Annotated in this window: 27 protein-coding genes and 1 riboswitch; of the genes, 8 read left to right on the top strand and 19 right to left on the bottom strand. The window is 71.6% G+C overall.

All coding sequences use genetic code 11. From position 1 onward, the window contains the following. Nucleotides 1-53: 53 nt before the first annotated feature. From urtE to EG812_RS04920, 6 genes are all read right to left on the bottom strand, one after another. The gene (gene urtE / locus EG812_RS04945; protein WP_013734248.1) at nt 54-746 is read right to left on the bottom strand and encodes an urea ABC transporter ATP-binding subunit UrtE; all 693 of its coding nucleotides are present in this window, start codon (nt 744-746) and stop codon (nt 54-56) included. Then, on the bottom strand, nt 746-1,513 hold the full coding sequence (gene urtD / locus EG812_RS04940) for an urea ABC transporter ATP-binding protein UrtD (protein ID WP_013734249.1): 768 nt from the start codon (nt 1,511-1,513) through the stop codon (nt 746-748). Before urtD ends, urtE begins: the two co-directional genes overlap by 1 nt. Next, a complete protein-coding gene (gene urtC, locus EG812_RS04935) occupies nt 1,510-2,670 on the bottom strand; it encodes an urea ABC transporter permease subunit UrtC (protein WP_126710850.1) in 1,161 nt (386 codons plus the stop codon). The genes urtD and urtC overlap by 4 nt, the downstream gene beginning before the upstream one ends. After that, the gene (gene urtB / locus EG812_RS04930; RefSeq protein ID WP_013734251.1) at nt 2,667-3,554 is read right to left on the bottom strand and encodes an urea ABC transporter permease subunit UrtB; all 888 of its coding nucleotides are present in this window, start codon (nt 3,552-3,554) and stop codon (nt 2,667-2,669) included. Before urtB ends, urtC begins: the two co-directional genes overlap by 4 nt. A 72-nt stretch (nt 3,555-3,626) precedes the next feature. Next, nucleotides 3,627-4,871: an urea ABC transporter substrate-binding protein gene (gene urtA, locus EG812_RS04925; protein ID WP_126710849.1), complete on the bottom strand. Its 1,245-nt coding sequence runs from the start codon at nt 4,869-4,871 to the stop codon at nt 3,627-3,629. A 480-nt stretch (nt 4,872-5,351) separates the two neighbouring features. Beyond that, nucleotides 5,352-6,479, bottom strand: coding sequence for a substrate-binding domain-containing protein (locus EG812_RS04920; protein ID WP_233579378.1), 1,128 nt, complete (start codon nt 6,477-6,479; stop codon nt 5,352-5,354). A gap of 97 nt (nt 6,480-6,576) precedes the next feature. Between EG812_RS04920 and EG812_RS04915 the strand changes: the two genes are divergently transcribed. Beyond that, on the top strand, nt 6,577-7,020 hold the full coding sequence (locus tag EG812_RS04915) for a MarR family winged helix-turn-helix transcriptional regulator (protein WP_126710847.1): 444 nt from the start codon (nt 6,577-6,579) through the stop codon (nt 7,018-7,020). Between the two features lie 415 nt (nt 7,021-7,435). Further along, entirely contained in the window at nt 7,436-7,756 is a 321-nt protein-coding gene (locus tag EG812_RS04905; protein WP_126710846.1) for a hypothetical protein, read from the top strand. A gap of 112 nt (nt 7,757-7,868) precedes the next feature. On the opposite strand, the gene EG812_RS04900 is transcribed toward EG812_RS04905, so the two are convergent. The 8 genes from EG812_RS04900 to EG812_RS04865 are packed head-to-tail and all read right to left on the bottom strand — an operon-like array spanning nt 7,869 to nt 13,611. Then, nucleotides 7,869-8,615, bottom strand: coding sequence for an SAM-dependent methyltransferase (locus EG812_RS04900; RefSeq protein WP_013734256.1), 747 nt, complete (start codon nt 8,613-8,615; stop codon nt 7,869-7,871). A gap of 60 nt (nt 8,616-8,675) precedes the next feature. Then, nucleotides 8,676-9,023 (bottom strand): DUF6968 family protein, encoded by a 348-nt coding sequence (locus tag EG812_RS04895; RefSeq protein WP_126710845.1) that lies wholly within the window; start codon nt 9,021-9,023, stop codon nt 8,676-8,678. Beyond that, nucleotides 9,007-9,834, bottom strand: coding sequence for an urease accessory protein UreD (locus tag EG812_RS04890; protein ID WP_126710844.1), 828 nt, complete (start codon nt 9,832-9,834; stop codon nt 9,007-9,009). The genes EG812_RS04895 and EG812_RS04890 overlap by 17 nt, the downstream gene beginning before the upstream one ends. Next, complete coding sequence (gene ureG, locus EG812_RS04885; protein WP_126710843.1) at nt 9,834-10,589, bottom strand: urease accessory protein UreG; 756 nt, start codon at nt 10,587-10,589, stop codon at nt 9,834-9,836. The genes EG812_RS04890 and ureG overlap by 1 nt, the downstream gene beginning before the upstream one ends. Next, nucleotides 10,579-11,283: an urease accessory protein UreF gene (locus tag EG812_RS04880; RefSeq protein WP_126710842.1), complete on the bottom strand. Its 705-nt coding sequence runs from the start codon at nt 11,281-11,283 to the stop codon at nt 10,579-10,581. The genes ureG and EG812_RS04880 overlap by 11 nt, the downstream gene beginning before the upstream one ends. Further along, on the bottom strand, nt 11,283-12,986 hold the full coding sequence (locus EG812_RS04875) for an urease subunit alpha (RefSeq protein WP_126710841.1): 1,704 nt from the start codon (nt 12,984-12,986) through the stop codon (nt 11,283-11,285). Before EG812_RS04875 ends, EG812_RS04880 begins: the two co-directional genes overlap by 1 nt. Beyond that, nucleotides 12,983-13,312, bottom strand: coding sequence for an urease subunit beta (locus EG812_RS04870; protein ID WP_126710840.1), 330 nt, complete (start codon nt 13,310-13,312; stop codon nt 12,983-12,985). The genes EG812_RS04875 and EG812_RS04870 overlap by 4 nt, the downstream gene beginning before the upstream one ends. Then, nucleotides 13,309-13,611, bottom strand: a complete 303-nt coding sequence (locus EG812_RS04865) for an urease subunit gamma (RefSeq protein WP_013734263.1) — start codon at nt 13,609-13,611, stop codon at nt 13,309-13,311. The genes EG812_RS04870 and EG812_RS04865 overlap by 4 nt, the downstream gene beginning before the upstream one ends. A 279-nt stretch (nt 13,612-13,890) precedes the next feature. Here EG812_RS04865 and EG812_RS04860 point away from each other — a divergent pair, with 279 nt between their 5' ends. From EG812_RS04860 to EG812_RS04840, 5 genes are all read left to right on the top strand, one after another. Then, nucleotides 13,891-14,268: a PadR family transcriptional regulator gene (locus tag EG812_RS04860; RefSeq protein WP_102659556.1), complete on the top strand. Its 378-nt coding sequence runs from the start codon at nt 13,891-13,893 to the stop codon at nt 14,266-14,268. Between the two features lie 2 nt (nt 14,269-14,270). Then, on the top strand, nt 14,271-14,960 hold the full coding sequence (locus EG812_RS04855) for a hypothetical protein (protein ID WP_126710839.1): 690 nt from the start codon (nt 14,271-14,273) through the stop codon (nt 14,958-14,960). 112 nt (nt 14,961-15,072) lie between these two features. Next, a riboswitch (SAM riboswitch) is annotated at nt 15,073-15,186 on the top strand. Nucleotides 15,187-15,469: 283 nt separating this feature from the next. Continuing rightward, nucleotides 15,470-16,330 carry an ABC transporter substrate-binding protein gene (locus EG812_RS04850; RefSeq protein ID WP_126710838.1) on the top strand — a complete coding sequence of 287 codons (861 nt, stop codon included), beginning with the start codon at nt 15,470-15,472 and terminating at the stop codon, nt 16,328-16,330. 35 nt (nt 16,331-16,365) lie between these two features. After that, nucleotides 16,366-17,148, top strand: a complete 783-nt coding sequence (locus EG812_RS04845; protein WP_013734265.1) for an amino acid ABC transporter permease — start codon at nt 16,366-16,368, stop codon at nt 17,146-17,148. After that, nucleotides 17,145-17,876, top strand: a complete 732-nt coding sequence (locus EG812_RS04840) for an amino acid ABC transporter ATP-binding protein (protein WP_126710837.1) — start codon at nt 17,145-17,147, stop codon at nt 17,874-17,876. Before EG812_RS04845 ends, EG812_RS04840 begins: the two co-directional genes overlap by 4 nt. 48 nt (nt 17,877-17,924) lie before the next feature. On the opposite strand, the gene EG812_RS04835 is transcribed toward EG812_RS04840, so the two are convergent. The 4 genes from EG812_RS04835 to EG812_RS04820 form a co-directional block, all read right to left on the bottom strand. After that, nucleotides 17,925-18,434: a hypothetical protein gene (locus tag EG812_RS04835; protein WP_126710836.1), complete on the bottom strand. Its 510-nt coding sequence runs from the start codon at nt 18,432-18,434 to the stop codon at nt 17,925-17,927. A 139-nt stretch (nt 18,435-18,573) separates the two neighbouring features. Further along, entirely contained in the window at nt 18,574-20,733 is a 2,160-nt protein-coding gene (locus EG812_RS04830; RefSeq protein WP_126710835.1) for an AfsR/SARP family transcriptional regulator, read from the bottom strand. Nucleotides 20,734-20,815: 82 nt separating this feature from the next. Continuing rightward, nucleotides 20,816-22,441 (bottom strand): ABC transporter permease, encoded by a 1,626-nt coding sequence (locus tag EG812_RS04825; protein WP_126710834.1) that lies wholly within the window; start codon nt 22,439-22,441, stop codon nt 20,816-20,818. Beyond that, nucleotides 22,438-23,340, bottom strand: a complete 903-nt coding sequence (locus tag EG812_RS04820; protein ID WP_013734270.1) for an ABC transporter ATP-binding protein — start codon at nt 23,338-23,340, stop codon at nt 22,438-22,440. Before EG812_RS04820 ends, EG812_RS04825 begins: the two co-directional genes overlap by 4 nt. Nucleotides 23,341-23,444: 104 nt before the next feature. On the opposite strand from EG812_RS04820, the gene EG812_RS04815 reads away from it, so the two are divergent. Beyond that, a complete protein-coding gene (locus EG812_RS04815) occupies nt 23,445-24,221 on the top strand; it encodes a TetR family transcriptional regulator (RefSeq protein ID WP_126710833.1) in 777 nt (258 codons plus the stop codon). A 22-nt stretch (nt 24,222-24,243) separates the two neighbouring features. Here EG812_RS04815 and EG812_RS04810 read toward each other — a convergent pair whose 3' ends face one another. Further along, nucleotides 24,244-25,575, bottom strand: a complete 1,332-nt coding sequence (locus tag EG812_RS04810) for a carbohydrate-binding domain-containing protein (RefSeq protein ID WP_013734272.1) — start codon at nt 25,573-25,575, stop codon at nt 24,244-24,246. Nucleotides 25,576-25,582 lie beyond the last annotated feature (7 nt).

The following is a 25,582-nucleotide window of genomic DNA, read 5'->3' as shown; positions in this document are numbered from 1 at the left end:
GCACGCCGTTTCGGCGGTGACACCACCGACACGGAGTCGATCAACCGCCGCCGCTACACGGCGAGCGCCTCCCGCACGGTGAGCTCCGCGTCGCCGCCACCCTCGCCCGCGGAGGTGACCCGGCCGGACTCCAGCACGTGGTAGCGGTCGGCGACCCGCAACGCGAACCCGAGATGCTGCTCGACCAGCAGCACGCTGAACCCGGTCTGCGCGATCAACGCCACGATCCGGTCCTGGATCTCGGCCACCACCGACGGTTGGATGCCCTCGGTCGGCTCGTCGAGCATCAGCAACCGGGGTCGGGTGATCAGCGCCCGGGCGATGGCCAGTTGCTGGCGTTGCCCGCCGGAGAGCAGCCCGGCCCGCCGACGCAGCAGCGGTTGCAGTGCCGGGAACAGGTCCAGCACCTCGGCGGTGGCCGCCGCACCGTCGCGGCGGCCGTCGGCGACCAGGCGCAGGTTCTCCGCCGCCGTCAGGTGCGGGAAACACTGCTGCCCCTGCGGCACGTACGCGATACCCCGGGCGACCCGCTGGTGCGGGGCGAGCCGGGTGATGTCCTCACCGTCCCACTCGACCTGACCGGCGGTGGGCCGCAGCAGCCCGGCGGCGACCCGCAGCAGGGTGGACTTGCCGGCGCCGTTGTGCCCGAGCACCGTGGCGACCCCGTCGCCGGGCACCTGGACGTCGACGCCGTGCAGCACCCGGCTGCGGCCGTAGCCGGCGTGCACGCCACGCAGACTGAACATCATGCCTCCAGAGGGGTCGGACCGGCGTCGACCGGGTGGCCGAGGTAGACCTCCTGCACGCGGGGGTCGGCCTGCACCTGGGCGACGCTGCCCTCGCTGAGCACCCGGCCGGCGTGCAGCACGGTGACCGTCCGCGCGAACCGGCGCAGGAAGTCCATGTCGTGCTCGATGACCACCACCGTCCGGTCCCGGCTGACCTGCTCCAACAGCTCACCGGTGGCGTCGCGTTCCTCGTGGCTCATCCCGGCCACCGGCTCGTCGAGCAGCAGCAGCCGGGCGTCCTGCACGAGCAGCATGCCGATCTCCAGCCACTGCTTCTGACCGTGGGCGAGGGTGCCGGCGAGCTGGTCGGCCCGGCCCGCCAGGCCGATCACCTCCAGAGCCTCGGCCACCTCGTCGGGGATGCCGTGCCGGCGACGCAGCAGGGTCGCCCAGCCGCGCCGGGCGCCGGCCGCGATGTCGAGGTTCTGCAGGACGGTGAGTTCCTCGAAGACCGTGGAGGTCTGGAAGGTACGCCCCACCCCGAGGCGACTGATCCGGTGCACCGGGCGGCCGAGCAGTTCCCGGTCGTCGAAGCGTACCGAGCCGGTGGCCTTGACCAGCCCGGTCACCGCGTCGACCAGGGTGGTCTTGCCGGCACCGTTGGGGCCGATCAGGAATCGGATGTCCCCCGGCGCCACGTCGAGGCTCACCCCGTCGACCGCGGTGAAGCCGTCGAAGCTGACCCGCAGATCCCGTACGTAGAGTCCGGGTAGTTGTTCCGTCACGACGCCTGCCCTTCCGTGCGGCGGGTCCGCCGCAGCCGGCCGAACCACCGCTCACCGTCGCCGCGGCGGGCCAGGCCGATAAGCGAGGCCAGGCCGCCGGGCAGGAACGCCACCACCACCACGAACAACAGCCCCTGCAGGTACGTCCAGCCGCCCGGAAACCGTTCCGACAGGGCGGTACGCGCCCAGGCCACCGCCACCGCGCCGAGCACCGGCCCGAGCAGGGTGGCCCGTCCACCGACGGCCACCCCGATGACGAACTCGATGGACGGGACGATCCCGATCAGGGCCGGGGAGATGATGCCGACCGCGGGCACGAACAGCGCACCGGCCAGCCCGGCCATGCCGGCGGCCACCACGTACGCGACGAGTTTCACTGCTGCCGGGTCGTACCCGAGGAAACGGACCCTCTCCTCGCCGTCGCGTACGGCCACCAGCAGTTCGCCGTAGCGGCACTGCATCAGGTGCCGGGCCAGGACCAGCAGCGCCAGCAGGGTGCCGGCGATGATGAAGTAGACCATCCGCTGATTGACCGGGTCGTCCAGGTCGTAGCCGAAGAAGCCCTGGATGTCGGTGAGCCCGTTGGTGCCGCCGGTGGTGCCCTGCTGGCCGATCAGCAGGATCACCATGGCGGCGGCGAGGGCCTGACTCAGGATGGCGAAGTACGCACCGCGGACCCGACGGCGGAACACCAGCGAGCCGAGCACGAACGCCACCGCCATCGGCAGCAGCACCGTGGCGGGCAGGGCGAACCAGGGGCTGGCGAAGGGTCGCCACCACAGTGGCAACTCGTCGAGTTGCCCGTACAGCAGCATGAAGTCGGGCATGTTGCCCGGTCCCGCGTCGGCGAGCTTGAGGTGCATGGCCATCGCGTAGCCGCCGAGGCCGAAGAAGACGCCCTGGCCGAGGGCGAGCATGCCGCCGCGCCCCCAGGCCAGGCCGATACCGACCGCGACCATCGCCACGCAGAGGTACTTGGCCAGCAGGGAGAGCCGGAAGTCCGACAGCACCAGCGGTGCCACGGCGAACAACAGCGCGGCGCCGAAGGCGAAGCCGGTTACGGCGCGGAAGCGGTGCCGCGACGGCCCGGCCGCCGGCTTGGCCGGCGGCGGCGCGGGGTCGACGACGGTACGGGAATCACGGGCGACGGTGGTCATGCCAGGCTCCGGGTTCGCAGGGTGAACATGCCCTGGGGCCGCCACTGGAGGAACGCGACGATGGCGACGAAGACCATCACCTTGGCGACGCTGAGGGTGGTCAGGTACTCGCCGGTGGCCTGGAGCACGCCCAGGGCGAAGGCGACGATCACGGTGCCCTTGAGCTGACCGATCCCGCCGACCACGACCACCAGGAAGGCATCGATGATCAGGTTGGTGCCCATGGTGGGGCCGATCGGGCCGAGCAGGGTGAGGGCGACACCGGCGATGCCGGCCAGGCCGGAGCCGATGAAGAAGGTCATCCGGTCGACCCGGGCGGTGGCGATGCCGGAGACGGCGGCCAGGTCACGGTTCTGCACCACGGCCCGGATCCGGCGGCCCAGCGGGGTGATGCGCAACGCGACGGTCAGCGCGACGACGGCGCCGCCGGCCAGTGCCAGGATGAACAGCCGGTTGTTGGCGACGGTGATCCCGCCGGGCAGCGCAATGTTGCCGGTGAGCAGTTCGGGGGCCCGGGTCTGCACGTTGGGGCTGCCGAAGATGTCGCGGGCCAGCTGTTGCAGGATCAGCGACACCCCCCAGGTGACCAGCAGGGTGTCCAGGGGGCGGGCGTAGAGGCGGCGGATCAGCAGGAACTCCAGCAGCACACCCATCGCGCCGGCCACCACGAAGGCCACCGGCAGGGCGATCAGCAGTGACCAGCCGGCCGCCGTGATGACCTGTTGCAGGACAAAGGTGGTGTACGCGCCGGCCATGATGAACTCGCCGTGCGCCATGTTGATCACGCCCATCTGGCCGAACGTGAGGGCCAGGCCGAGCGCGATGAGCAGCAGCACCGCTCCGATGCTGACGCCGGTGAAGAGTTGGCCGATGAGAACTGTCACGGTGGGTACTCCGTACTGCTGGTGGGGCGGTTCGGGCGGAACCGTGAGGTCCCGCCCGAACCGGGGTGCCGGCTAGCTCAGGCCACCGGCCCACGGGTAGCTCTTGAGGTACGGGTCCGGGGTGATCGGCTTGCCCGAGTTCCACACCTCGGTGATCAGGCCGTCCGGGCCGACCTTGCCGACGCGGGCGGTCTTGGCGATGTGCTGGGTCGCGCCGTCCACGGTGACCAGACCCTCGGGCGCCTCGAAGGTGATGCCGTCGGAGGCCTGCCGGACCTGCTCCACCTCGAAGGTGCCGGCCTTCTCCACCATCGCCTTCCAGAGGTAGACCGAGACGTAGGCGGCCTCCATCGGGTCGCTCGTCGGCTTGTCCGCCCCGTACTTGGCCTTGTACGCGGCGACGAACTTCTCGTTCGCCGCACCCGGCGTGGTCTGGTAGTAGTTCCAGGCGGTCAACTGACCCTCCAAGTACTGGGTGCCGATGCTCTTGACCTCCTCCTCGGCGATCGACACCGACACCACCGGCATGCTGGTGGCGGTCAGCCCGGCGGACTTGTACTCCTTGAAGAAGGCGACATTGCTGTCCCCGTTGAGGGTGTTGAAGACCGCGTCCGCACCGGAGGACTTCACCTTGTTGGTGATCGTGCCGAACTCGGTGGAGCCGAGCGGGGCGTAGTCCTCCCCCAGCACAGTCATTCCGTTGGCCTCGGCGTACGCCTTGATGATTTTGTTCGCGGTGCGCGGGAAGACGTAGTCGGAACCGACCAGGTAGAGCGACTTGGCGCCCTGTGCCTTGAGGTAGTCCAGGCCGGGAACGATCTGCTGGTTGGTCGTCGCTCCGGTGTAGAAGATGTACGGCGACTGCTCCAGTCCCTCGTACTGCACCGGGTAGAACAGCAGCGCCTTGTGCTTCTCGAACACCGGCTTGACGGCCTTTCGGCTGGCCGAGGTCCAGCAGCCGAAGACGGCGGCCACCCGGTCCTCGCGGATCAGTTTCTCGGCCTTTTCGGCGAAGGTCGGCCAGTCGGAGGCACCGTCCTCACCCACGGGTTGGATCTTCTTGCCGAGTACCCCGCCGGCCGCGTTGATCTCCTCGATCGCCAGCATGATCGAGTCGCGGACGGTCACCTCACTGATGGCCATCGTGCCGGACAGGGAGTTGAGCAGGCCCACCTTGACGGTGTCGCCGGAGGTGTCGGCGGTGACGCCGGCGGAGGTCTTCTCGTCGGTGGTCTTGCTGCCGCACGCGGCCAGCGCGGCCGCGGCGACCAGGGTCATGGCACCCGCCAGGATGCGTCGTCCCCGGAACAGTGTCATCAAATCTCCCTGCGTCGCACGTGAAGCGTCGAGTCAGTAGCCCGGAAACGAACGCCGGTCCCGAGCGAAGGTGTCGAGCTGCGATTGCGGTGCGGTCCGGTGGAACATCGCGGCGCCCGACGGGCGGGTGGACGCCGACCGGGCACCGATTCGGATATCGGGCAGGGAAAGCTTCGATCCGCTTCATTGCGCGGATGTTTCCCGATCCTCAATAGACTGTTTCCGCTACCGCGTAACGGCCGGTGCAGCGGACACAGAAAATGCCGGGACCTGCCGCCACAAAAGGACGCACAGGAAACCGGCATACGATTATCAGCCGCAGTGGACGGCAATTATCAGACTGCCGTCGAGCGGTTGGCGACATCCGGCTCGGCACCGGATACTTCACGCAGGAAGTATCTTATGTGGCCGCTTCCCGGGCGTGTCAAGGCACGGTCGGGTCACGCCGTGATCGATGCCGCGCGATCACACTGCCGCGGGTCAGAGTTCGGCGACGACTGTGAAATCCAGACCGTCGGCCTCGGCCAGGTAGATGCGCTGCCGCACGTGCCGCCGCCGCAGCCGCAACTCGCCACGCGGTCCGTCGTACGACACCACGTCCGCGGACGCCTCCACCGCCCGGACGTCCAGCGTGCCGGCCTTGGCGATGAGCGCGGCCAGCAGCATGACCCCCTCGTAACAGGACTCGCCGAGGCTGCCCAGCGGCGGCGCCTCCAACCCGAAGCGGCGGGCGAACGCGCCGTGGAAGTCCAGATTCTCCGGAGTGACCAGGCCGGCGAAGAAACCGGCCGTACTGAACAGCCCTCGGGTGCCGGCCACCCCGCTGGCCAGCAGCATGTTCTCGTCCATCAGCGTGCTCAGCCGCAGACAGCGCTGATCCAGCCCGGAACGGGCGAACGCCCGGTTGAAGCGCACCGCGTCCGCACCGACCAGCAGCATCAGCACCGCGTCGGCGTCGCTGCGCTCGATGCGCCGCAACACCTCGGCGTAGTCGTGGGTCTCCAGCGGCAGGAAATGATGCCCGACCACCCGGCCGCCAGTGCGCTGCGCGTACCGGTAGGCGGCCTGCGTGGTCCGCCGGGGCCAGACGTAGTCGTTGCCGACCACGAACCAGCGCCGCACCCCCACGTCGGTGGCGAGCACCCGCATCGCCGGCAACAGCTGCGCATCCGGGGTCTCGCTGGTCAGGAAGACCCCTTCGGTACGCTCACCGCCCTCGTACAGGGCGGTGTAGACGTACGGCACCCGGTGCGCGATGCGCGGTGCCACCGCCTGACGGACCGAGGAGATGTGCCAACCGGTGACGCCCTGCACCGCACCGACCGACACCAGCGCCTCGACCTCGGCGGCCACCTCGGCCGGCGGCGCCCCACCGTCCACCGGCACCAGTCGCAGCTCCCGACCGAGCACCCCGCCCCGGTTGTTGACCTCCTCGACGGCGAGTTGGGCACAGAGCTCGCAGCTCGGGCCGAACATGCCGGCCGGCCCGCGCATCGGGTACACCAACGCGATACTGACCACGCCTCGGTCGACGGTGAGCCAGGACGTCCCGGCGGCGACGCTCTGCGCCGCCCGCGGACTCCCGATCCCCGACGCCGGCCCGGACATGAACACATGGTGACCGCCGCCGATCCTGGTGACCAGACCTCCCCAACAAGCGGGACGTCTCGGTACGATGACGCGGCAACCCCAAGGCGGGAGTGCCATGTCAGACCATCCCGGCTCCGCAGCCGACCTGCTGCCCCTGCTCACCCGCGCCGAACGGCTGCTCTCCCGCCGGGTCGGCGGGCTGCTGGCCGACGAGGCGCTCAGCATTGAGGCCTGGCGGGTGCTCTGCCTGCTGGCCGACGGCCTGGGCCACCCGATGAGCGAAGTGGCCGCCGAGGCGTCCCTGCCGCCGGGCACCCTGACCAAGCTGGTCGACCAACTCGTCGACCGCAACCTGGTCTTCCGTCGGGTCGACCCGATCGACCGCCGCCGCATCCGGGCCTACCTGACCGCCCGAGGCCGCCGCGAGCACGAACGCCTCTCCATGCTGATCCAGACCAACCTGGCCGCACTCAGCACAGTGGACGACATCACCCTCGCCACCCACCTGACCGCCCTCATCACCCGCCTGACCCCCCACCCCCACCCCACCCCCGCCTAACCCACCCACCCCACCCGCCCCGCCAGGCGATCCCCACCCCGCCCCCACCCTCACCCCCACCCCCACCCGCGCCCCGCCCCCGCCCTCACCCCCACCCGCGCCCCGCCCTCACCCCCACCCGCGCCCCGCCCCCGCCCCCGCGATCTTGCACTTACGGTCGCCGATATGCGGCCTTATGAGGCTTTCGTCGGGACCAAAAGTGCAAGATCGCGGGGGCGGGGGTGGGGCGGGCGAGGGCGGGGGTGGGTGGGGGTGGGGGTGGGGGTGGGGGGGCGATTCGTTGCCCGCTGTCGGGGTGGGCGGCAGCGTGGGCTCGGGAATCGCAGGAGATCGTCAGAGAACGTTCCCTACGCCTGGCCGCCGCGCTATGACCTACTGTCGATCGCGCACGGCAGGAACGACGAGGGAGCCACGGATGCCAAGCTGGCTGACGTTGCTGGGAGGCTGGCTACTCCTGATGTCCGGAGGGCTCGGCCTGTGGCGCGGCGCCACCCTGCTGCTTCGCGGTGGTTCAGAGGCCCGTGATCACAGCGGCAGGGACAGCCGGCTGGTGCTGGTGGAGAGTGGCGGTCAGGCCCTGCTCGGTGCCGCGTTCCTGCTCGGCGGTATCTGGGTGCACCTGATCTGGCCGGCCCTCCTCCTTCTGACCGTTGCATGCGTGTACGGGATCAGGAGCTGGCTGCGCACGCGACGGCACCGTTCGTCTCCCTCGGTCCCCGGCCAGCCGCCTGGGTGAGGTGACCGTCAGACGAAAGGCGTCGGTGGCTTGCCACCGTCGACGAAGCCGGGCTGGCGGTCGTGCCGGCACCTGATGCCGCCGTGGCAGCGATCGCCGCAGTCACGGCGGATCAGCGGCGGATCAGGGCGAAGACGCCCCAGCCCAGATGGTCGCGGCGATAGCGCACGTGGCGCAACGGATCCTCGGTCAACTCCTGCCGCAGTTCGCCGGCGAGCGGGTCGTCCGGGTTGTCGTCCAGCCAGCGGCGCAGGTTGAGCCAGTGGGCCGCCGCGTAGCGGTCCCAGCTGTCCTGGTCGGCCAGCACCATCTCGACCAGGTCCCAGCCCTGCTCACCGAAGAGCCCGACCAGGCCGGGCAGGTCCTGGAAGTCGTCCCGGTTGGTGATGTCGCAGCCCTCGACGGTCGCCTGGTCCGGTGGCTCGATCCGCCAGTACGGCTCACCGACCAGCGCCATCCCGCCGGGCCGTAGCCGCCGGGCCAGGATCTCCAGGGTGCCGGGAACACCGTCGCCGATCCAGGTGGCACCGACACAGGCCGCCACGTCGACCAGTGCCTCGCCCTCGTACGCGGCGGCGTCTCCGTGCACGAAGCGGACCTGTTCCGCCACCCCCAGTTCGGTGGCTCGCTGCCGGGCGGCGGCGGTGAAGGCGGTGCTGATGTCCACGCCGGTACCGACCACCCCGTGGTCGCGGGCCCAGGTGCAGAGCAGCTCACCCTTTCCGCTGCACAGGTCGAGGATCGAGGTGCCCGGGGCGAGTTTCAGCGCCCGCCCCAGGGTGGCCAGCTTCTCCGCGTCGAAGGGGTTGAGGATGCGCAGGTCACCCTCGCGGATGACGAATTGTCGCGGCAGGTCCATGCACCGGCACGCTAGCCACCGGTGACATCGGGGCCAACCGGATTACCGGGGACCGGCCGGTCAACCCGGGCCGGCGGGTGGCCCGGCCGGGCCTGGGTCGACAAGCAGGCCGAAGTCCGGCTGTCCCAGCCAGTCCAGCCGGGCCGAGGTCTGCTCGGCATGTTCGGCCAGCAGCAGCCGGACCCGGTACGCGGCCAGCAGCAGCGCTTGGAGGGAATCCACTCCGTACGCGGTCTGCACCGAATCCTCACCCAGCCCTTCGACCTGGAACGGGCAGCCCCAGTCGCCGTGGTGCGACAACGGATCCGGATACGGCTTCCCGAGGCGGACCACCAGCTCCGAGGTGACACCTTCGGGGTCGATGACCACGATGCGCCGCTCGGCGACGACCTCACCCAGTCCGGACAACCTCGCGCTCCCCTCCCCCGGCCGAATCCCGCCCGGCCGAATCCCGCCCGGCCGAATCCCGCCCGGCCGTCGCAGTGAGGCTATTCTCAGGATTGTCCGGCTCAAGATACGACCGCAAAGTGTGTGCGTCGGGCGCGGTGGCGGTCCACAGGGTCGCCGGTCCGCCGGCCAGCGGCAGCCGGGCCAGGGTGCCGCGTACCACCGGCGACTCGGGGGGTCGGGTGGGGTCGAGAACCAGCAGCGAGCCGGTTGCCGGTGCGCCACCGAGGACCGCCGGGCCGGCCCAGCCGGGTGCCTGGGGTCCGACCGTCAACGACTGGCGCAACAGCGGCCGACCGGCCAGGTCCACCCAGGTGTTGATCTCGGCGTGACCTGGCTGCTCGCGGTGCCGGCCGCAGATCAACTCGTCCCGCCAGTGCAGGGTGCCGCCTTCGGCGACCTCCACCTGGGCGTCGGCGATGTGCGCGCAGCCGGCCGCGGCGACCAGTTGCTCCGGCAGCCAGTGCAGGACGGCCTCCGCCGCGACGGTCGCCCGCACCAGCATCCGGGAGACCGCGCCGGGGCGGCCCGGCAGCGCTATGGAGGCGGCGACCGTCTGGACGCGTACCACCGCACCCGGGCCGACCTCGACGTCGAGCCGCAGGTCGTCGCCGGCGAGCGGACCGGCCGCACCGCCGACGACGTACACCGTGACGCCACCGCCCGGGCCGGGGACCTGGCGCAGCAGCAGAGGGCTCTCGCCGCGTAGCTCGGCCAGGGTGGTGCGGCCGTGCCGGTCGGCACGGGCCACCAGCCGGGCGGTGGCCCGCATCAGGCCTGCCCGGCGGGAACCGCCGCCCGGGTGCCGGCGCTGGGCCCGGATTCGAGGCCGGTGGCGCGGTGGTGGACCAGTTCGTGCCGGATCCACGCGGCGACCTGGGTGGCGAGGGGATCCTCGGTGATGGACTGGAACACCGTGGGCAGGCTGCCGCGCCGGGCCCGGGCGTCGCGGTCCATCACGGACAGGTCCGCGCCGACCATCGGCGCCAGATCCGTCTTGTTGATCACCAGCAGGTCGGCGGCGGTCACCCCCGGACCACCCTTGCGTGGCACCTTGTCCCCGCCGGCCACGTCGACCACGAAGATCTGCCGGTCGACCAGCCCGCGGCTGAAGGTCGCGGTCAGGTTGTCGCCGCCGCTCTCGACAAGCACCAGGTCCAGCGGGCCCAGCGCCTCGGCCAGTTCGTCGACCGCGTCGAGGTTCGCGCCGATGTCGTCACGGATGGCGGTGTGCGGGCAGCAGCCGGTCTCCACCGCGCGGATCCGGGCCGGGTCGAGCACCCCGGCCCGCTTGAGGAAGTCGGCGTCCTCGGTGGTGTAGATGTCGTTGGTCACCACACCGAGACGCAGTTCGTCGGCGAACGCCCGGCACAGCGCGGCGACCAGGGCGGTCTTGCCCGAGCCGACCGGGCCACCGATGCCGACCCGCAGCGCCCGGACGGCGGTGGGCAGCGGGGCGTGCGGGTCGACCCCCGGTTCGGGGTGGGTGTGGGGAACAGACTCGTCGTGCGTGATGTCAGGACGCAAAGAGACGCACCTCCCAGGTGGCATGAGCTTCGGCGTGGATGTCGGCCAGTGGCGCGGCGGCGGCGGGCAGCCGCCGCGGTGGTAGTTCGGCGGCCCGCGCCGCGCGGGTCGCGGTCGCGTCGCAGGCGTCGGCGAGCCGCACCAGCAGGGCCTGCACCTGGTACGGATCGAGGCCGAGCAGGCGTACGGCGGCGCTTGCCGACCCGGTCACCGTGGCGTGCACGGCCACCGTGGCGACCTGTGCCGCATCGAGGCCGGCGGCGGCCCCGACCAGACCGAGCGCGAGCGGTTGGTGCGGGCCGCCCGGTGTGGCGGGCAGGTCGTCGAAGGTCGCGGCGGGCCAGATCTCCCGACCGGCCCGCAGCAGCGCACGGCCCTGCCGACGGGACACCGCCCGCTGCGCCGGCGAGGCCGTACGGGCATCCAGTTCCGCGTCGAGCTGGGCGAGCGTCAACCGTCGATCGTGGACACCATCCGATCCCGGCGGCGGGCCGGCCGCCTGGCGGGCGGCTGCCGCGAATGCCGCCGCGACCAGGCCGGCGGTGGTCAGCCGGCCGCGCAGGTACTCGTCCAGCGTGGCCAGGTCGGTCACCCGTCCGGCCGCGACGGCCGCCTCCAGACCGGACGAGTGGGCGTGCGCCCCGGCCGGGAACCGCCCGTCGGCGACCAGCAGCGCAATCGTCGTTGCGGCCATCAGAACAGGAAGTACCGCTGGGCCATGGGCAGTTCGGTCACCGGGTCCGGCTCGACCACCTCGCCGTCGATGCGGACGGTGAAGGTGTCCGGGTCGACCTCGATGCGCGGCAGGGCGTTGTTCTCCGGCAGGTCCGCCTTGCCACGCGAACGCACGTCGGCCACCGGCACCACCCGGCGGCGTACGTCGAGACGCAGCCCGGCCTCCAGCGCCGCCGGGGCCACGAACGCCAGGCTGGTCACCGCCGCCGCACCGCCGTAGGCGCCGAACATCGGCCGCGGCAGCATCGGCTGCGGAGTCGGGATCGAGGCGTTCGCATCGCCCATCTGGGCGTACGCGATCATGCCGCCCTTGATGACCAGGTGCGGTCGTACGCCGAAGAAGGCCGGCTCCCAGAGCACCAGGTCGGCGAGCTTGCCCGGCTCCACCGACCCGATCTCGTGGTCGAGGCCGTTGGCCATCGCCGCGCAGATGGTGTACTTCGCCACGTACCGCCGGGCCCGGTGGTTGTCGGCGGCGCCGTCACCCGGCAGCGCCCCCACCCGGGCCTTCATCACGTGCGCGCTCTGCCAGGTGCGCAGCACGACCTCCCCGACCCGGCCCATGGCCTGCGAGTCCGAGCCGATGATGGAGATCGCCCCGAGGTCGTGCAGCAGGTCCTCGGCGGCCATGGTGGACGGCCGGATCCGGCTCTCGGCGAAGGCCAGGTCCTCCGGTACGGCCGGGTTCAGGTGGTGACAGACCATCAGCATGTCGAGGTGCTCGGCGAGGGTGTTGCGGGTGTACGGGCGGGTCGGGTTGGTCGACGACGGCAGCACGTTCGGTTCCCCGGCGACGGTGATGATGTCCGGCGCGTGCCCACCCCCGGCCCCCTCGGTGTGGTACGAGTGGATGGCCCGCCCGCCGATCGCCCGCAGCGTGTCGGCGACGAACCCGGCCTCGTTGAGGGTGTCGGTGTGGATGGACACCTGCACGCCCGAGGCGTCCGCGACCCGCAGGCAGGCGGCGATGGCCGCCGGGGTGGTGCCCCAGTCCTCGTGCAGCTTGAATCCGCCGGCCCCGGCCCGCAGCTGCTCCCACAGCGCCTCGGTGGAGACCGTGTTGCCCTTGCCGAGCAGCAGCACGTTGACCGGGAACGTGTCGAGGGCCTCGTGCATCCGGGCCAGGTGCCAGGCGTTCGGGGTGACGGTGGTGGCGCGGGTGCCCTCGGCCGGCCCGGTGCCGCCGCCGACCAGGGTGGTGACCCCGCCGGCGAGGGCCTCGGTGACGATCTGCGGGCAGATGAAGTGCACGTGGGTGTCGACCGCTCCGGCGGTGAGGATGCGACCGTTGCCGGCGATGACCTCGGTGGCCGGGCCGATCACCAGGTCGGGGTGCACCCCGTCCATGGTGTCCGGGTTGCCGGCCCGGCCCAGCGCCACGATCCGCCCGTCGCGCAGCCCCACGTCGGCCTTGACCACACCCCAGTGGTCCAGCACCACGGCACCCGTGATGACGGTGTCCAGGGCACCCTCGGCCCGGGTGGCCCGGGACTGGCCCATCGACTCGCGGATCACCTTGCCGCCGCCGAAGACCGCCTCGTCGCCGCCGACGCAGTGGTCGTGTTCGACCTGGATGAGCAGGTTCGTGTCGGCCAACCGGATCCGGTCACCTGTGGTCGGCCCGTACAGCGCGACATAACGGTTTCGCTCGACGATGCTCATGCCGCTCCCTCCGGCCCGGTGTCCAGTGCCCCGCCGCACTCGCCGCGCAGGCCGGGCACGATCCGGGCACCGGCCAACGGCACCAGGTCGACACTGCGACTGACCCCTGGTTCGAAACGCACCGAGGTGCCCGCCGGTACGGCCAGCCGCTGCCCCCAGGCGATGTCCCGGTCGAATTCCAGCGCGGGGTTGGCCTCGGCGAAGTGGTAGTGCGAGCCGACCTGCACCGGCCGGTCGCCGGTGTTGACCACCAGCAGCGTGGTCACCGGCCGCCCGGCGTTGATCTCCACCGGGTCGGCGGCCAGCAGGATCTCCCCCGGGATCACGGGATCGGGTGGTGCACCGTCACCAACTTGGTGCCGTCCGGGAACGTCGCCTCCACCTGCACCTCCCCCAGCAACTCGGGGATGCCGTCCTGCACGTCCTCGCGGGTCAGCACGGTACGACCGGCGGACATCAGGTCGACCACGGAGCGCCCGTCGCGGGCACCTTCGAGCAGGAAGGCGGTGATCACCGCGACGGCTTCGGGATAGTTCAGGCGCAGGCCGCGTTCGCGGCGGCGCCGGGCGACGTCGGCCGCCACGTGGACGAGCAGACGATCCTGCTCATGGGGAGTGAGATACAAGGGTGGCTCCCGGTGGGTGTCCGCGCCCGTCAACCGCCGGCTGCGACGCCTCGACGCGCCGTCCCACGGTTCGGGGCTCGCCCGTCGGGTCCCGCCACGTGTGCGGGCCTCGGGAGTTCCACCCTCCCGGCCCACCTGGCGAGGCACCGACGGTGTCTTCTCGGATGCGGACCGCACCGCCCACCGCTGAGCCGACCGTAAGGGATCACGCCGCCGTCGGCAACACCCGTACCAACTTCGGTATATCGCGACACCAAATAGCGCGGTATTATGCCTCGCATGGTAGTGGCAGAAGGCCAACCCACCGACGACAACGACCGTCAGACCCAGCTTCTGCGCGGCGTGCTGGACATGTGCCTGCTGGCGCTGCTGTCCCGCGAACCCGCCCACGGTTACGAGCTGGTGCGGCGGATGGAGTCGGCCGGCTTCAGCACGATCAGCTACGGCACCCTCTATCCGCTGCTGACCCGGATGCGCCGCCTCGGCCTCGTCGCCGACGAACAGCAGATCAGTCCGACCGGCCCACCCCGCAAGGTGTACGCGCTGACCAGGGCCGGACGCGCTCGCCTCGATGCCTGGCAGAACCAGTGGACCCGCTTCGCCGGCACCGTCGACGCCATCCTCGTCCCGACCGACCACAGCCCGCCCAGGAGTTGACCGTGGAGACCATCGACAGCGTCCTGTCCGAGGCCGACCGTGCGTGGCGGGCCTACGGCGTCAGTTCGGCCGATCGTCGGGTACTCGCCGCCGACCTGCGCCTCGATCTGGCCGCCGCGGCCGCCGACGGGGGCGACCCGATGCAGTTGGTCGGCGGTGACGTGGCCGGCTTCGCCCGACGGCTCGCCGACGAGGCCGCTGTCCGGCGGGTACGCCCGGAATACCACCGTCTCCTGCTGACCGCGTTGGCCGGTGCCCTGCTCGGCAGCCTGCTCGGCGCTGGCATCTTCACAGCGCTGTATCCGCTGCTCGTCCATTTGATCGACATCCCCCGTTCGATCGAGATCCCGGTCCAGGTCGCAGTAGTCGTCTACTACGGCGTGCCGGCCGCCGTGGTGGTGGCCGGGGCGGTCACCGCGGTTCGGCTCCGGCTGCGCGACCTGCCCCAGATCCGGAGAACCGCCCTGCTGATGAGCCTGCTGCTGCCGGCGGCCGGCATCGTCGTCACCCCGATCACCATGGCGTACGCCTGGTCCACCGACTACAGCACCGCACCGGAGGTGCTGGTCGTCGAAGTCGTCATGGTGCTCGCCGCGCTGGCCGGCGCCACGGTACTGGCACGTCGCCTGTCGGTTCGCGAGCGCCGGCGGGCCACCGGCGCTACGCCCGACGCCGCAGTCGAACCCGCCTGACGGACTCCGGCTCACCGAACGGCTACCTGCCGCACCACCGCGATGGCCTGGGCGTGAGGGCCGTCATATCGAGTGGACGCCGACCCGTCCCCTGCTGCTAGCCTCGGCCGCAGGTCATGAGTGCCAGCGTGAAGCCCCGGCTTGCTGGCCGGCAACCCTCGTCCGCGCAGGGGTGCCCCGGGTGAGGACCAGGCACCGGTTGCAACCACCGGTGCAAGCGTGGCCTGGTTTCCAGGTCATCACGACCTTGAGGGAGACCCATGTCGTACCGCAGTCGATCCGCTCCCGTGGCGGCCTGCCTCGATCTGACCCAACGTCGCCACGTCGACATGATGCGGGTCTGCAGCGCCGCGTGTAGCTGACCGCGTCGCTGCCGGTCGCCGAGCCTGCGGGCCTCGGGTGACCTGATCAACTCCCCCTCTGCCATCGGTTCATCCCAGCGGTCCGTCGCACGACGGACCGTCGGTGCGGCACGTCCGTGCCCGCCGTCGTTCATCCAGGAGACACCTGTGCGAATCGTTCCTGCCCTGACCCGGGCCGCCGCCGTCGGCGTCGCCGCAGTCCTCGCCGCCGTCACGCTTACCGCCTGCGGCTCTGACTCGGCCGGCGAGGCCGACAACCCGTACAACCTGCTCCAGCCGGGGGTGCTGCGGGCCGGCACGCTCACCGACGCGCCGCCGAACGTGTACCTCAAGGACGGCAAGTTCACCGGCTTCGACAACGATCTGCTGGTCGCCGCCGCCGACAAGCTCGGGCTGAAGGTCGAGTTCGTCGGCACCGACTTCTCCGGTCTGCTCGCCCAGGTCAACAACCGCAAGTTCGACATCGGCAGTTCCTCGATCACCATCACCGAGGCGCGAAAGAAGACAGTCGACTTCGGCAACGGCTACGACTTCGGCTACCTCGGTCTCAACGTGCCCGCCGGCTCGACCCTGAGCAGCTTCGACGAGCTGGCCGGCAAGCGGGTGGTGGTCGTGCAGGGCACCGTCCAGGACGACTACGCCACCACCAAGGGCCTCGACCCGGTACGGGTGCCCGACTACAACAGCGGGCTCAACCAGCTCAAGGCGGGCACCGCGGACGCCTGGATCTCCCCGGCCGAGATCGGTGAGAAGACCGCCGCCGACAGCGGCGGCAAGATCACCGTGGCGGCGAAGGAACTCAGCCCGGCCCCGACGGCGTACGCCTTCGCCAAGGGCAACGACGCGCTGCGCGAGGCGCTGAACAAGGCCCTCGACGAGGTCATCGCCGACGGCACCTGGACCCGGCTCAACGAGCAGTACTACCCGGGTCGGGCGATCCCGGCCGACTTCGCTCCCGGCAGCGGCACCGTGACCGTCCCGTCGGCGGCCCCCTCGGCCGCTTCCTGACCGGTACGACCAGCTAGCAGGGCGGAGGTTGACCCGTGGATCCGTTGCGCACCCTGTGGGAGACGTTCTTCGACTGGGAGTCGATGCGCGAGGCGCTACCCGAAATGATCACTGTCGGGTTGCCGAACACGCTGATCCTGGCGGTCACCGCCGCCCTGCTCGGCTCGGCGCTTGGCATCGTGCTGGCCGTCGCGGGCATCTCGCGAACCCGCTGGCTGAGGTGGCCGGCACGGGTCTACACCGACGTCTTCCGGGGCCTGCCGGCCGCGGCGACGATCCTGCTGATCGGGGTCGGCCTGGCCCCGCTCGGCATGCAGGTGTGGGGGCCCAACCCGTACCCGCTGGGCATCCTGGCGCTGTCGCTGATCGCGTCGGCGTACATCGGGGAGATCTTCCGCTCCGGCATCCAGTCGGTGGAGGCCACCCAGCTGGAGGCGGCCCGCGCGCTCGGCTTCTCCTGGGGCGAGGCGATGCGCCGGGTGATCATTCCGCAGGGCATCCGGCGGATCCTGCCGGCCTGGGTGAACCAGCTGATCGCCCTGATCAAGGACTCCAGCCTGGTCTACTTCCTCGGGCTGCTGGCCAGCCAGCGGGAACTGTTCCGGATCGGGCAGGACTACGCCGCCAACACCGGCAACCAGTCGGCGCTGCTGCTGGCCGGGCTCTTCTACCTGGCGCTGACGGTCCCGCTGACCCACGTCGTCAACTGGATCGACAGGCGACTGCGGCACGGCCGACCGGCCACCGGCCCGGCCGACGACGACCCCGACGACCTCGACCTGGCGCTGCCCGGCGCCGCCGGAGGGAACCAACGATGAGCGACTCGGTCAGCCTGAGCCTGCGCGACGTGCACCTGGCCTTCGGGCGTCACCAGGTGCTGCGCGGGGTGGACCTGGACGTGGCCCGGGGGGCGACCGCCTGCGTGATCGGCCCCTCCGGGTCGGGCAAGTCCACCCTGCTGCGGACCGTCAACCGGCTGCTCGAACCGGACCGCGGCGACGTGCTGCTGGACGGACGCAGTGTGCTGCGCGACGACCCGGACGCCCTGCGGCAGCGGGTCGGCATGGTCTTCCAGCAGTTCAACCTCTTCCCGCACATGAGCGTGCTGCGCAACATCACCCTCGCGCTGCGGCGCATCCGCAAGCTCGGCGAGGACGAGGCGGCAGCGGTGGCCCGCGAACACCTGGACCGGGTGGGGCTGGCCGCCAAGGCCGACGCCCGCCCGGCACACCTGTCCGGTGGCCAGCAGCAACGTGTCGCCATCGCCCGCGCACTGGCCATGCAGCCGCAGGTGATGCTCTTCGACGAGGCCACCTCGGCGCTGGATCCGGAACTGGTCAAGGGTGTCCTGACGTTGATGGCGGACCTGTCGGCGCAGGGCATGACCATGGTCGTGGTGACCCACGAGATGGGTTTCGCCCGGGAGGTCGCCGACACGGTCGCGTTCATGGACGCCGGGGTGGTGCTGGAGGCCGGACCGCCGGCCGCGATCTTCGAAGCGGCGCAGCACCCGCGCCTGCGCCGCTTCCTCTCCCAGGTGCTCTGATCCCAAGTGCTCTGATCCCAGGTGCTCTGAGCAGCCCGGGGGCCGTCGTCACTGCCCCGTCGGCAGCTGCCCGTCGAACTCAGGGCAACGCTTCATGGTGTAGTCCGACACCGGCGGCATCGCCGTCTTGAGCCCCTCGGTGGTCTGGCCGACGCGGGCCCACGCCGCCGGATCCTCGGGCATGCTCTTGCCGGAGGCGTCGATGACCGCGGCGTAGAACTCGCCGAGCGTCGTCACGTCGGACTTGATCTCGGCTGGTGCCGCCGCCTTCAACTCCTTCAGCCGGGTACGGGCCTGATCCAGCTCGGCCTTGCCCGCGCTCTCGGTGAACAGCGGGTCCATCGAGGTGCTGAACGCCTGCACCGCGTCGCACCAGCGGTCCCCGTCACCCGACCCGGTGTCCTTTCCGCCGCTGCCCTGGTCCGACGCCTGCCCGCCGTCGGCCTCGCTGGTCGCGGCTGCCCCACCCGAGGCGGTGCCGTCGTCCGTTCCGCCGGCACAGCCGGTCAGCATGAGCCCGGCCGCGAGCACGACAAGCAGCCCTCGAACCCGTCCCATCGTCTTCTCCTTCGACCTGAACACGCCGACCACCCCCGTCTGCCTCCGGCATCGCCACGGTCGCGGCACCCGCCACGTCGGGTCCACCACGGTCGTGTCCGGACACCGAGCAGTCTGCTCGGCGGTCTTCGGGGGCGGTTCAGGAATTGTTCAGGCGAGCCCGATCCGGTAGCGCGGCCGCGGCCGGCTCGACACCGATCTCGGCCATCCGCACGACGTACTCCTGATGGCGCCGGTTGGCCTCACCGTGCCGTCCGGCGGCCGACAGCGCGGCGATCAGGCCGAGGTGGGCCGGCTCGTCGTAACCGTCCTCGCCGACCAGCCGCAGGTACCAGCCGATCGCCGCGTCGGCCCGGTCCAGGTGCAGATACCGCCTCGCCAGCCGGTGGGTCACCTCGCGGTGCAGCGCGGACAGCAGCGCCCGGGGCCGCTGGACCGCCGCACCGACGACCTCGTCGTCGGTGCGGAGATCACCGGCGTACATGGCCACCACCGTCTCCAGCTGGCTCAGCAACCGGTCGTCGGCGGCGGTGCCGGTCGGTGGCGGGCTCGCGGTGTCGGCGACGACTGCCGCCCGGGCCGCGTCGTGGAAACGCCACGCGTCCACCACCACATGTGCCGTCCTCAGCTGCACGGTGGCCGAGTCGGTGATCAGGTAACGGTCCGCCGGATGTCGCCGACCCGGGTCGAGCACACCCCGTACGGTCGAGATCAGCACCGACAGGCGGCGCAGCGCGACCTCGACGCGGGCCTGCGGCCACAGCGCGACGGCCAGCGCGTCGCGGGCCACCGGTCTGCCGAGCTGCGCGGCCACCATGTGCAGCAGATCGCGCGCCTTGCGGGACTGCCAACTGCCGACCGGCACCGCCACGCCGGCCAGCCGCACCGCGAACTGGCCCAGGATCTGCACCTCCACCTCGGGCACCGGTGCCGGCCCGATCGCCGCCAACGGTCCGGCGACATGCCAGCCACCTTCCTGTACGCCGATGCGGCGCAGCCGCTCGTACGCGATCCGCTCCGCGACCAGGTCACCGGTGAGCCGGGCCTGGAGCAGGGCGTTGGTGGCGAGCGCGAACTCGTTGCCGAGCTCGGCCCAGATCGTCGCCGCCTCGACCAGGTCGGCGAGCAGCCGGCGTACCGTCCGGGGCGAGGTCGCCTCGGGGTTGGCGCGGTGGGCGGCGAGGGTGACGAGTTCCATGGCCTCGGCCAGGCCCGCCGTGTCCCGCCGGCGACCGGCCTCGGCGCGGACCTGTTCGCCGTACCGCAGGGCGGTGTGCGGGTCTCCGGAGCAGAGGGCGACCCAGCCGGCGGCCAGTTCGGCGACGGTGGGGCCGGCGGAACTGGGCAGCGACAGGGCCCGCTCGGTGTGGCGGGCCGCCGCCTGCGGGTCGTCGGCGTAGCTGAGCCGGGCGAGCCCGGCGCACGCCTCCACCAGCACCTGCGCGTTGCCGTCCGGTTCTCCCATGGCCAGCGCCGCCCGGTAGGCGGCCACCGCCTGGTGGTTCGCCCCCCGGACCCGGTGCACTCGGGCGGTGAGCGTCAGCCCGAAGGCAGCCAGCGGGGAACCGGCCCGCTGCCACCGGGCCAGCGCCTTGTCCGCGTCGCTGCGGGCACGATGCAGGTCACCCAGGCCGAGCCACGCTTCCGCGCGGTTGTGCAGCGCCAACGCGAGCAGCATCTGCTGGCCGAGCAGTTCGCCGAGCCGGACCGCCTCGTCGAGTTCCTCGATGGCCGGTCGGTAGTGTCCCTCCTCGACCAGCCGCGACCCGACATTGCACCGGATCCGCAGTTGCTGCCCGAAGTCGCCGGCGCGTTCGGCTGCCGCCAGGGCCTGGGCGTACGCGTGCTCGTTTCCCGCGCGGTCGCCGTCGCCGAACGCGGCCAGCGCCTGTGCCAGGTAGGCCGCCGCCACCGCCGCGTCGTCGCCGCTGCGTTCGGCGACGGCGACCGCATCGGTGGCCAACTGCCGGGTACGCGCCTGGTCGCCCTGAGCCCAGCGGGTCGCGGCCCAGCCGGCGAGGACCTGGGCGCGGTCGGCCAGCGTCGACGGGTCCTGGTCGTCGAGGTCGAGGTCGACGCGGCGATAGCAGGCGTCGGCCGCGTCGAACCGGCCCTGCTGGTGCAGCAGCACACCGAGCCGCCAGGCCAACCCCGCGGGTAGCGGCAGGTCCGCCGGGACGGCCGCCAGCCGACGCAGGGCCTCGTCCTGGTGTCCCTGGTGGACGGCCGTCTCGATCGGGGTGAGCAGGTCGCGCATGCCCGGACCGCCCGTGCCGTGGCCTGAGCGTCCTCGTCCCACCTCATCGAGTCTAGTGAGCCTCGCCGCACCGACCCGCCGACGCGCGGTGGGCATCGGCGGGAGCGCACACGAGAAGACCTGGTCACCGTGGGGTGTCGCGGTGGCGGAAGGCGGCCAGTCCGACGGCCAGCAGCACCACCGCCACGGCGGTGAGGGCGAGCAGCGGCGGTACGGTCGCGTCGGCGGCGGGTACGGACGGCACGTGCGTGTACGGGGACAGGTTGAGGGCGGCCTGCGGCAGGTCGAGCACCGTACCGAGCTGGCCGAGCAGCAGGAAGACGATCAGCGACGCCCAGCTCAGCCCGACCGACAAGCGCGGCAGCGTGCCGAACAGCGCGGTGACCACCCCGGCGACCACCAGCAGCGCCGGTAGCCGCAGCAGCGCCGCCCCGGCCAGGTCGACCGTCCAGCCGACCGGATCACCGTCGGCCACGCCGTATCCGAGGCCCGTGGTGATCCCGGCCAGCAACACCAGCACCGACGCGCCGAGGACCGCGCCGAGGACCTGCGTGCCGAGCCATCGGGTACGGCTGACCGCCGTGGCGAGCAGCGCCTCCAGGATGCCGTCGGACTCGTCGGTGCGGGTCCGCAGCAGCGCCTGCACCACGTACGCGCCGATGGTCAGTGCGAAGATCCCGAGCATCGCGGCCAGGTACGCGTCGACCAGTTCGGCACCGCCGCCGAGCTGGGCGATCACCTCGGCCGCCTGCGGGTTCTCCGCGATCATGGCGTCGACCTCGTGCCCGGCCGCGCCCATGGCGAGACCGAGAATCGTCACCGCGACCGCCCAACCGGCCAACGCCCCCCGGTGCAGCCGCCAGGTCAACCCGGCGGGGCTGAGCAGCCCGGACGCGGCCCGGGCCGGCCCGCGACGGGCGGCGAGCAGGCCCGCGCCGACGTCCCGACGCTCGGCCAGCAGGTAGGCCACGGCGACGCAGGCGACCAGCAGGGCCACCGGCAGGGCCAGCGCCCACAAGCGTTCCGGACCGAAGGCCCGGACCTGGGTGCCCCAGCCCAGCGGGGACAGCCACACCGGCCACGCGCTGTCCAGGCGGGTCGCGGCGGCGGCCCGCTCACCGAGCACGTCACCGGCGGCACGCAGCAGGAACGCGACACCGACCGTGGCGGCGGCGAGGGCGTTCGCGCCGCGCGAGGTGACGGTGAGCTGGGCGGTGACGGCGGCGACGCCGGAGAAGGCGACACCCACCCCGCCGACCGCCGCCGCGGCGGCCACCGATCCGGCGACCGGCAGGCCGGTGCCGGCCAGGGCCAGGGCGAGCAGCCCGGCGGCCAGCACGTTGGCACCCACCACCACGACCAGGGCGGCGGTGAGCAGGGCGTACCGCCCGACCGGCGCGGCACCGAGCAGTTCCGCCCGCCCGGTCTCCTCGTTCTGCCGGGTGTGCCGGGTCACCGCGAAGGTGCTGAGCAGGGCGGCGAGCAGAGCCAGGGTCAGGTACGACTCGGTGACCACCACGGCACCGATGTCCGTGCCGGCGATCGGACCGTTGAAGGCCCGGGCGACCACGCTGGTGATCGCGGTCTCGGCGTAGCCGAGGCGGGTCTGCGCGTCGGGGTAGAGCCCGGCGACGCTCTCGGCGATGGCGTACCCGATCAGGGGGGTGCCGAGCACCCAGATGCCCAGCCGGACCCGGTCGCGGCGCACGGCGAGCCGGGCCAGCCGACCGGTGCCGGTGAGGGTGCTCATCGGGCACCGCCGTCGGTGACGGTGTCGCCGTAGTGGCGCAGGAACAACTCCTCCAGGGTGGGCGGCGCGCTGGTCAGGGCCCGGACCTGGAAGCGGAGCAGGTGAGCCAGCAGCGTGTCGAGGTGCGCCGGCTCGACCTCCAACCGGACCCGCCCGTCGACGGCGCGAACCTCGTGCACCCCCGGCAGCTCGGCCACCCCGGTCAGCGGGCGTACGGTCTCGACGGTGACCGTGGTGCGGGCCAGGTGCCGCAGCTCGGTGAGGCTGCCGGACTCCACGATCCGCCCCTCCCGGATGATGCTGACCCGGTCGCAGAGCGCCTCGACCTCGGCCAGCACGTGACTGGAGAGCAGCACGCTGGCACCGCCGGCGGTGAGTTCGCGGACCTCCTCCTGGAACACCGCCTCCATCAGCGGGTCGAGGCCGGAGGTCGGTTCGTCCAGGACGTACAGCTCGACGTCGGAGGCGAAGGCGGCGACGATGGCGACCTTCTGCCGGTTGCCCTTGGAGTAGGTACGGCACTTCTTCGTGGGGTCCAGTTCGAAGCGATGCAGCAGCTCGTCGCGGCGGCGTTCGTCGAGGCCGCCACGCAGGGCGCCGAACAGGTCGATCGCCTCGCCGCCGGAGAGGTTGGGCCAGAGGTTGACGTCGCCGGGCACGTACGCCAGCCGCCGGTGCAGCGCCACCGCGTCGCGCCACGGGTCGCCGTCGAGGACCCGTACCTGCCCGGAGTCGCGACGCAGCAGGCCGAGCAGGATCCGGATGGTGGTGGACTTGCCGGAGCCGTTGGGGCCGAGGAAGCCGTGCACCTCCCCCGGTTCCACCCGCAGATCCAGCCCGTCGAGGGCGCGTACGCTGCCGAAGGTCTTGACCAGGTTGTCGATGGCTATCACGGACATGGGGGCCTCCCGCCGCACCGAACACGACTCACTGCACTGACCGATGGTAAGGGCTCGATGCGAGTCTGTCCGACCGCCGGTCAGGAGCGGCTACCCTCGACGGCATGACCTTGGCGGAGACCGACGGCACCCGCGAGAGGATCCTGCGCGCCGCGTTCGACCTGTTCACCGTGCACGGCTACCAGCGCACCTCGTTGCGCCGCATCGCCGAACGGCTCGGGCTGACCAAGGCCGCGATCCTCTACCACTTTCCCAGCAAGGGGCACCTGCTCACCGCCCTGGCCGAACCGATGGTCGGCGACCTGGAGAGGCTTGTCGACGCCGCCGAGTCGCTGCCGCCCGGGCCGGCGAGGTGGACGCTGCTGGAGGGCTGGGTGGACACCATGCTCGAACACCGCGGCCGTCTCGGTCTGCTCCTGCACGACCTCGCGCTTGTCGACCAGGGCAGCACCTACCAGCGGCTGCTGCGCATCGCGATGCGGGCCAACCAGATCCTCGCCGGCCCCGACCCGAGCCGACGGGACCGGGTCCGCGCGGTGCAGGCGATCGCGATGTGCAGCGACCCGGTGGTGTTCCTCATGGAGGTGCCCGCGCCGGTGCTGCGCGCGGACATGCTCGACGGCGTACGCCGTCTGCTCGCCGACGAACCCGCCGCCGCCGATTCCCGGGGCGACGACGACGAGCCGGCGGTCGGGGCGGTGGGCCGGCGGCGGCCCGGCCGCCCCCGCTCGATGGGCCCGGAGCAGCTGCTGGCGGCCCGCCGGATGCATGCGGCAGGTACGCATTCCATCGACGAGATCGCCGCCGCCTGCGGCGTGTCCCGGGCGACCCTCTACCGGCATCTCAATTCGTCGGACAATAACGAGACAGTATCGAGATAGTTTTGCGACGCGGGTCGCGGGATCAGCGCACCAGACCGAGACCGGTGTACCGGCGCTCGTGCGCCGGGAAGTTCTCGGTGGTGTGCGGCGCGTAGATCCAGGTGCGCAGCGAGTCCGCCGCCGTGTCGATCTCGACCAGCCGGACCGGATTGGTCCGCTTGGAGTGGAAGGTCTGGAGGAACGAGTAGATCCGGTTGCCGTTCACACCGGTGTCCACCCGCGACGCCGCCGTGCCGGTGTGCCCGGAGAAGACGAACCGGATGTTGGGATAGCGCCGCACCAGGTTGTCGAAGACGTACTGCGGGCTGCTGGCACCGAATCCGGCGCTCTGCCCGATGCTCGCGTCGCTCTCCAGGTAGTGGTGGGTGACCAGGACGACGTTGTGGCGCGGGTGCGCGGCGACCACCTGCTGCGCCCAGGTGACCGCCGCCCGCCGGGGCCACAACTCCAGGGTCAGCACCAGCCAGTGCACTCCCCCGGCCGTGTAGGTGGCGTACGCGTTGTCGACCTTGCCCGCCTCGAACTGGCCCTGCACCGACCCGAAACGCGCGGCGGTGAAGTACCTGTTGAACACGGCGGTGTCGCGCAGCAGCGGCCCGGCCGGGCTGCGTGGCTTGCCGTCCGGGCCGAAGACCTGCCCGTCGTGGTTGCCGATGGCCAACGTGTACGGCACCCCGGCCTGCTCCAGCGGGCGCAGCGCGTTGCTCGCCCGCACGTACTGGACGTGGTCCGAGGTGTCGTAGTTGATCACATCCCCGGAGTGCGTGACGAAGCGCAGATCCAGCGCGTTGCGCTGCGCCACCAGCCAGTCGATCCGCTGCCGAAACCGGTTGTCCGCAGCGTCCAGCACCTCCTCCTGGGTGTCCGGGACGACCGCGAAGCTGAACCTGGTGTCGGTCGGCGGCGTCGCCTCGGTCCGGACGTACGCCAGGTGGACGTTACGGTCGCACGCGCCGGTGTAGCGGTCGTTGACCAGGTCGATCCGGACGGTGTGCTGCCCCGCGGGCAGCGGCGCGCCGACCTGGTAGGCGCCGTAGTCGGTGGCGCTGACCACGTCCACCTCGCCGACCGGGGTGCCGCCCACGCTCACCCGGATCGTGGGCCACCCCTCGCAGTGGTCGCCGATCGCGCCCACCACCAGCGTCCCTGCGCCCTGCACTGTGGTCAGCGCGTAGCTGGTGTTGCGCCACAGGGTGGCATGGGTGCCCGACGCCGGCTCCGGTGTCCCGGTGGCCGGCTGGATGGATCCGTTGACCACGGTGAACGGTGACGACGCGGCCGCGTTCGCCGATCCCGCCAACACCCCGGCCGACAGTACGACGACGATCGCCACGATCGCGCGCGTGACCCGCATGGCTGCC

This window comes from Verrucosispora sp. FIM060022 (assembly GCF_003977705.1).
Classification (GTDB): domain Bacteria; phylum Actinomycetota; class Actinomycetes; order Mycobacteriales; family Micromonosporaceae; genus Micromonospora; species Micromonospora gifhornensis.
This window is presented reverse-complemented; position numbering and strand designations above follow the sequence as displayed.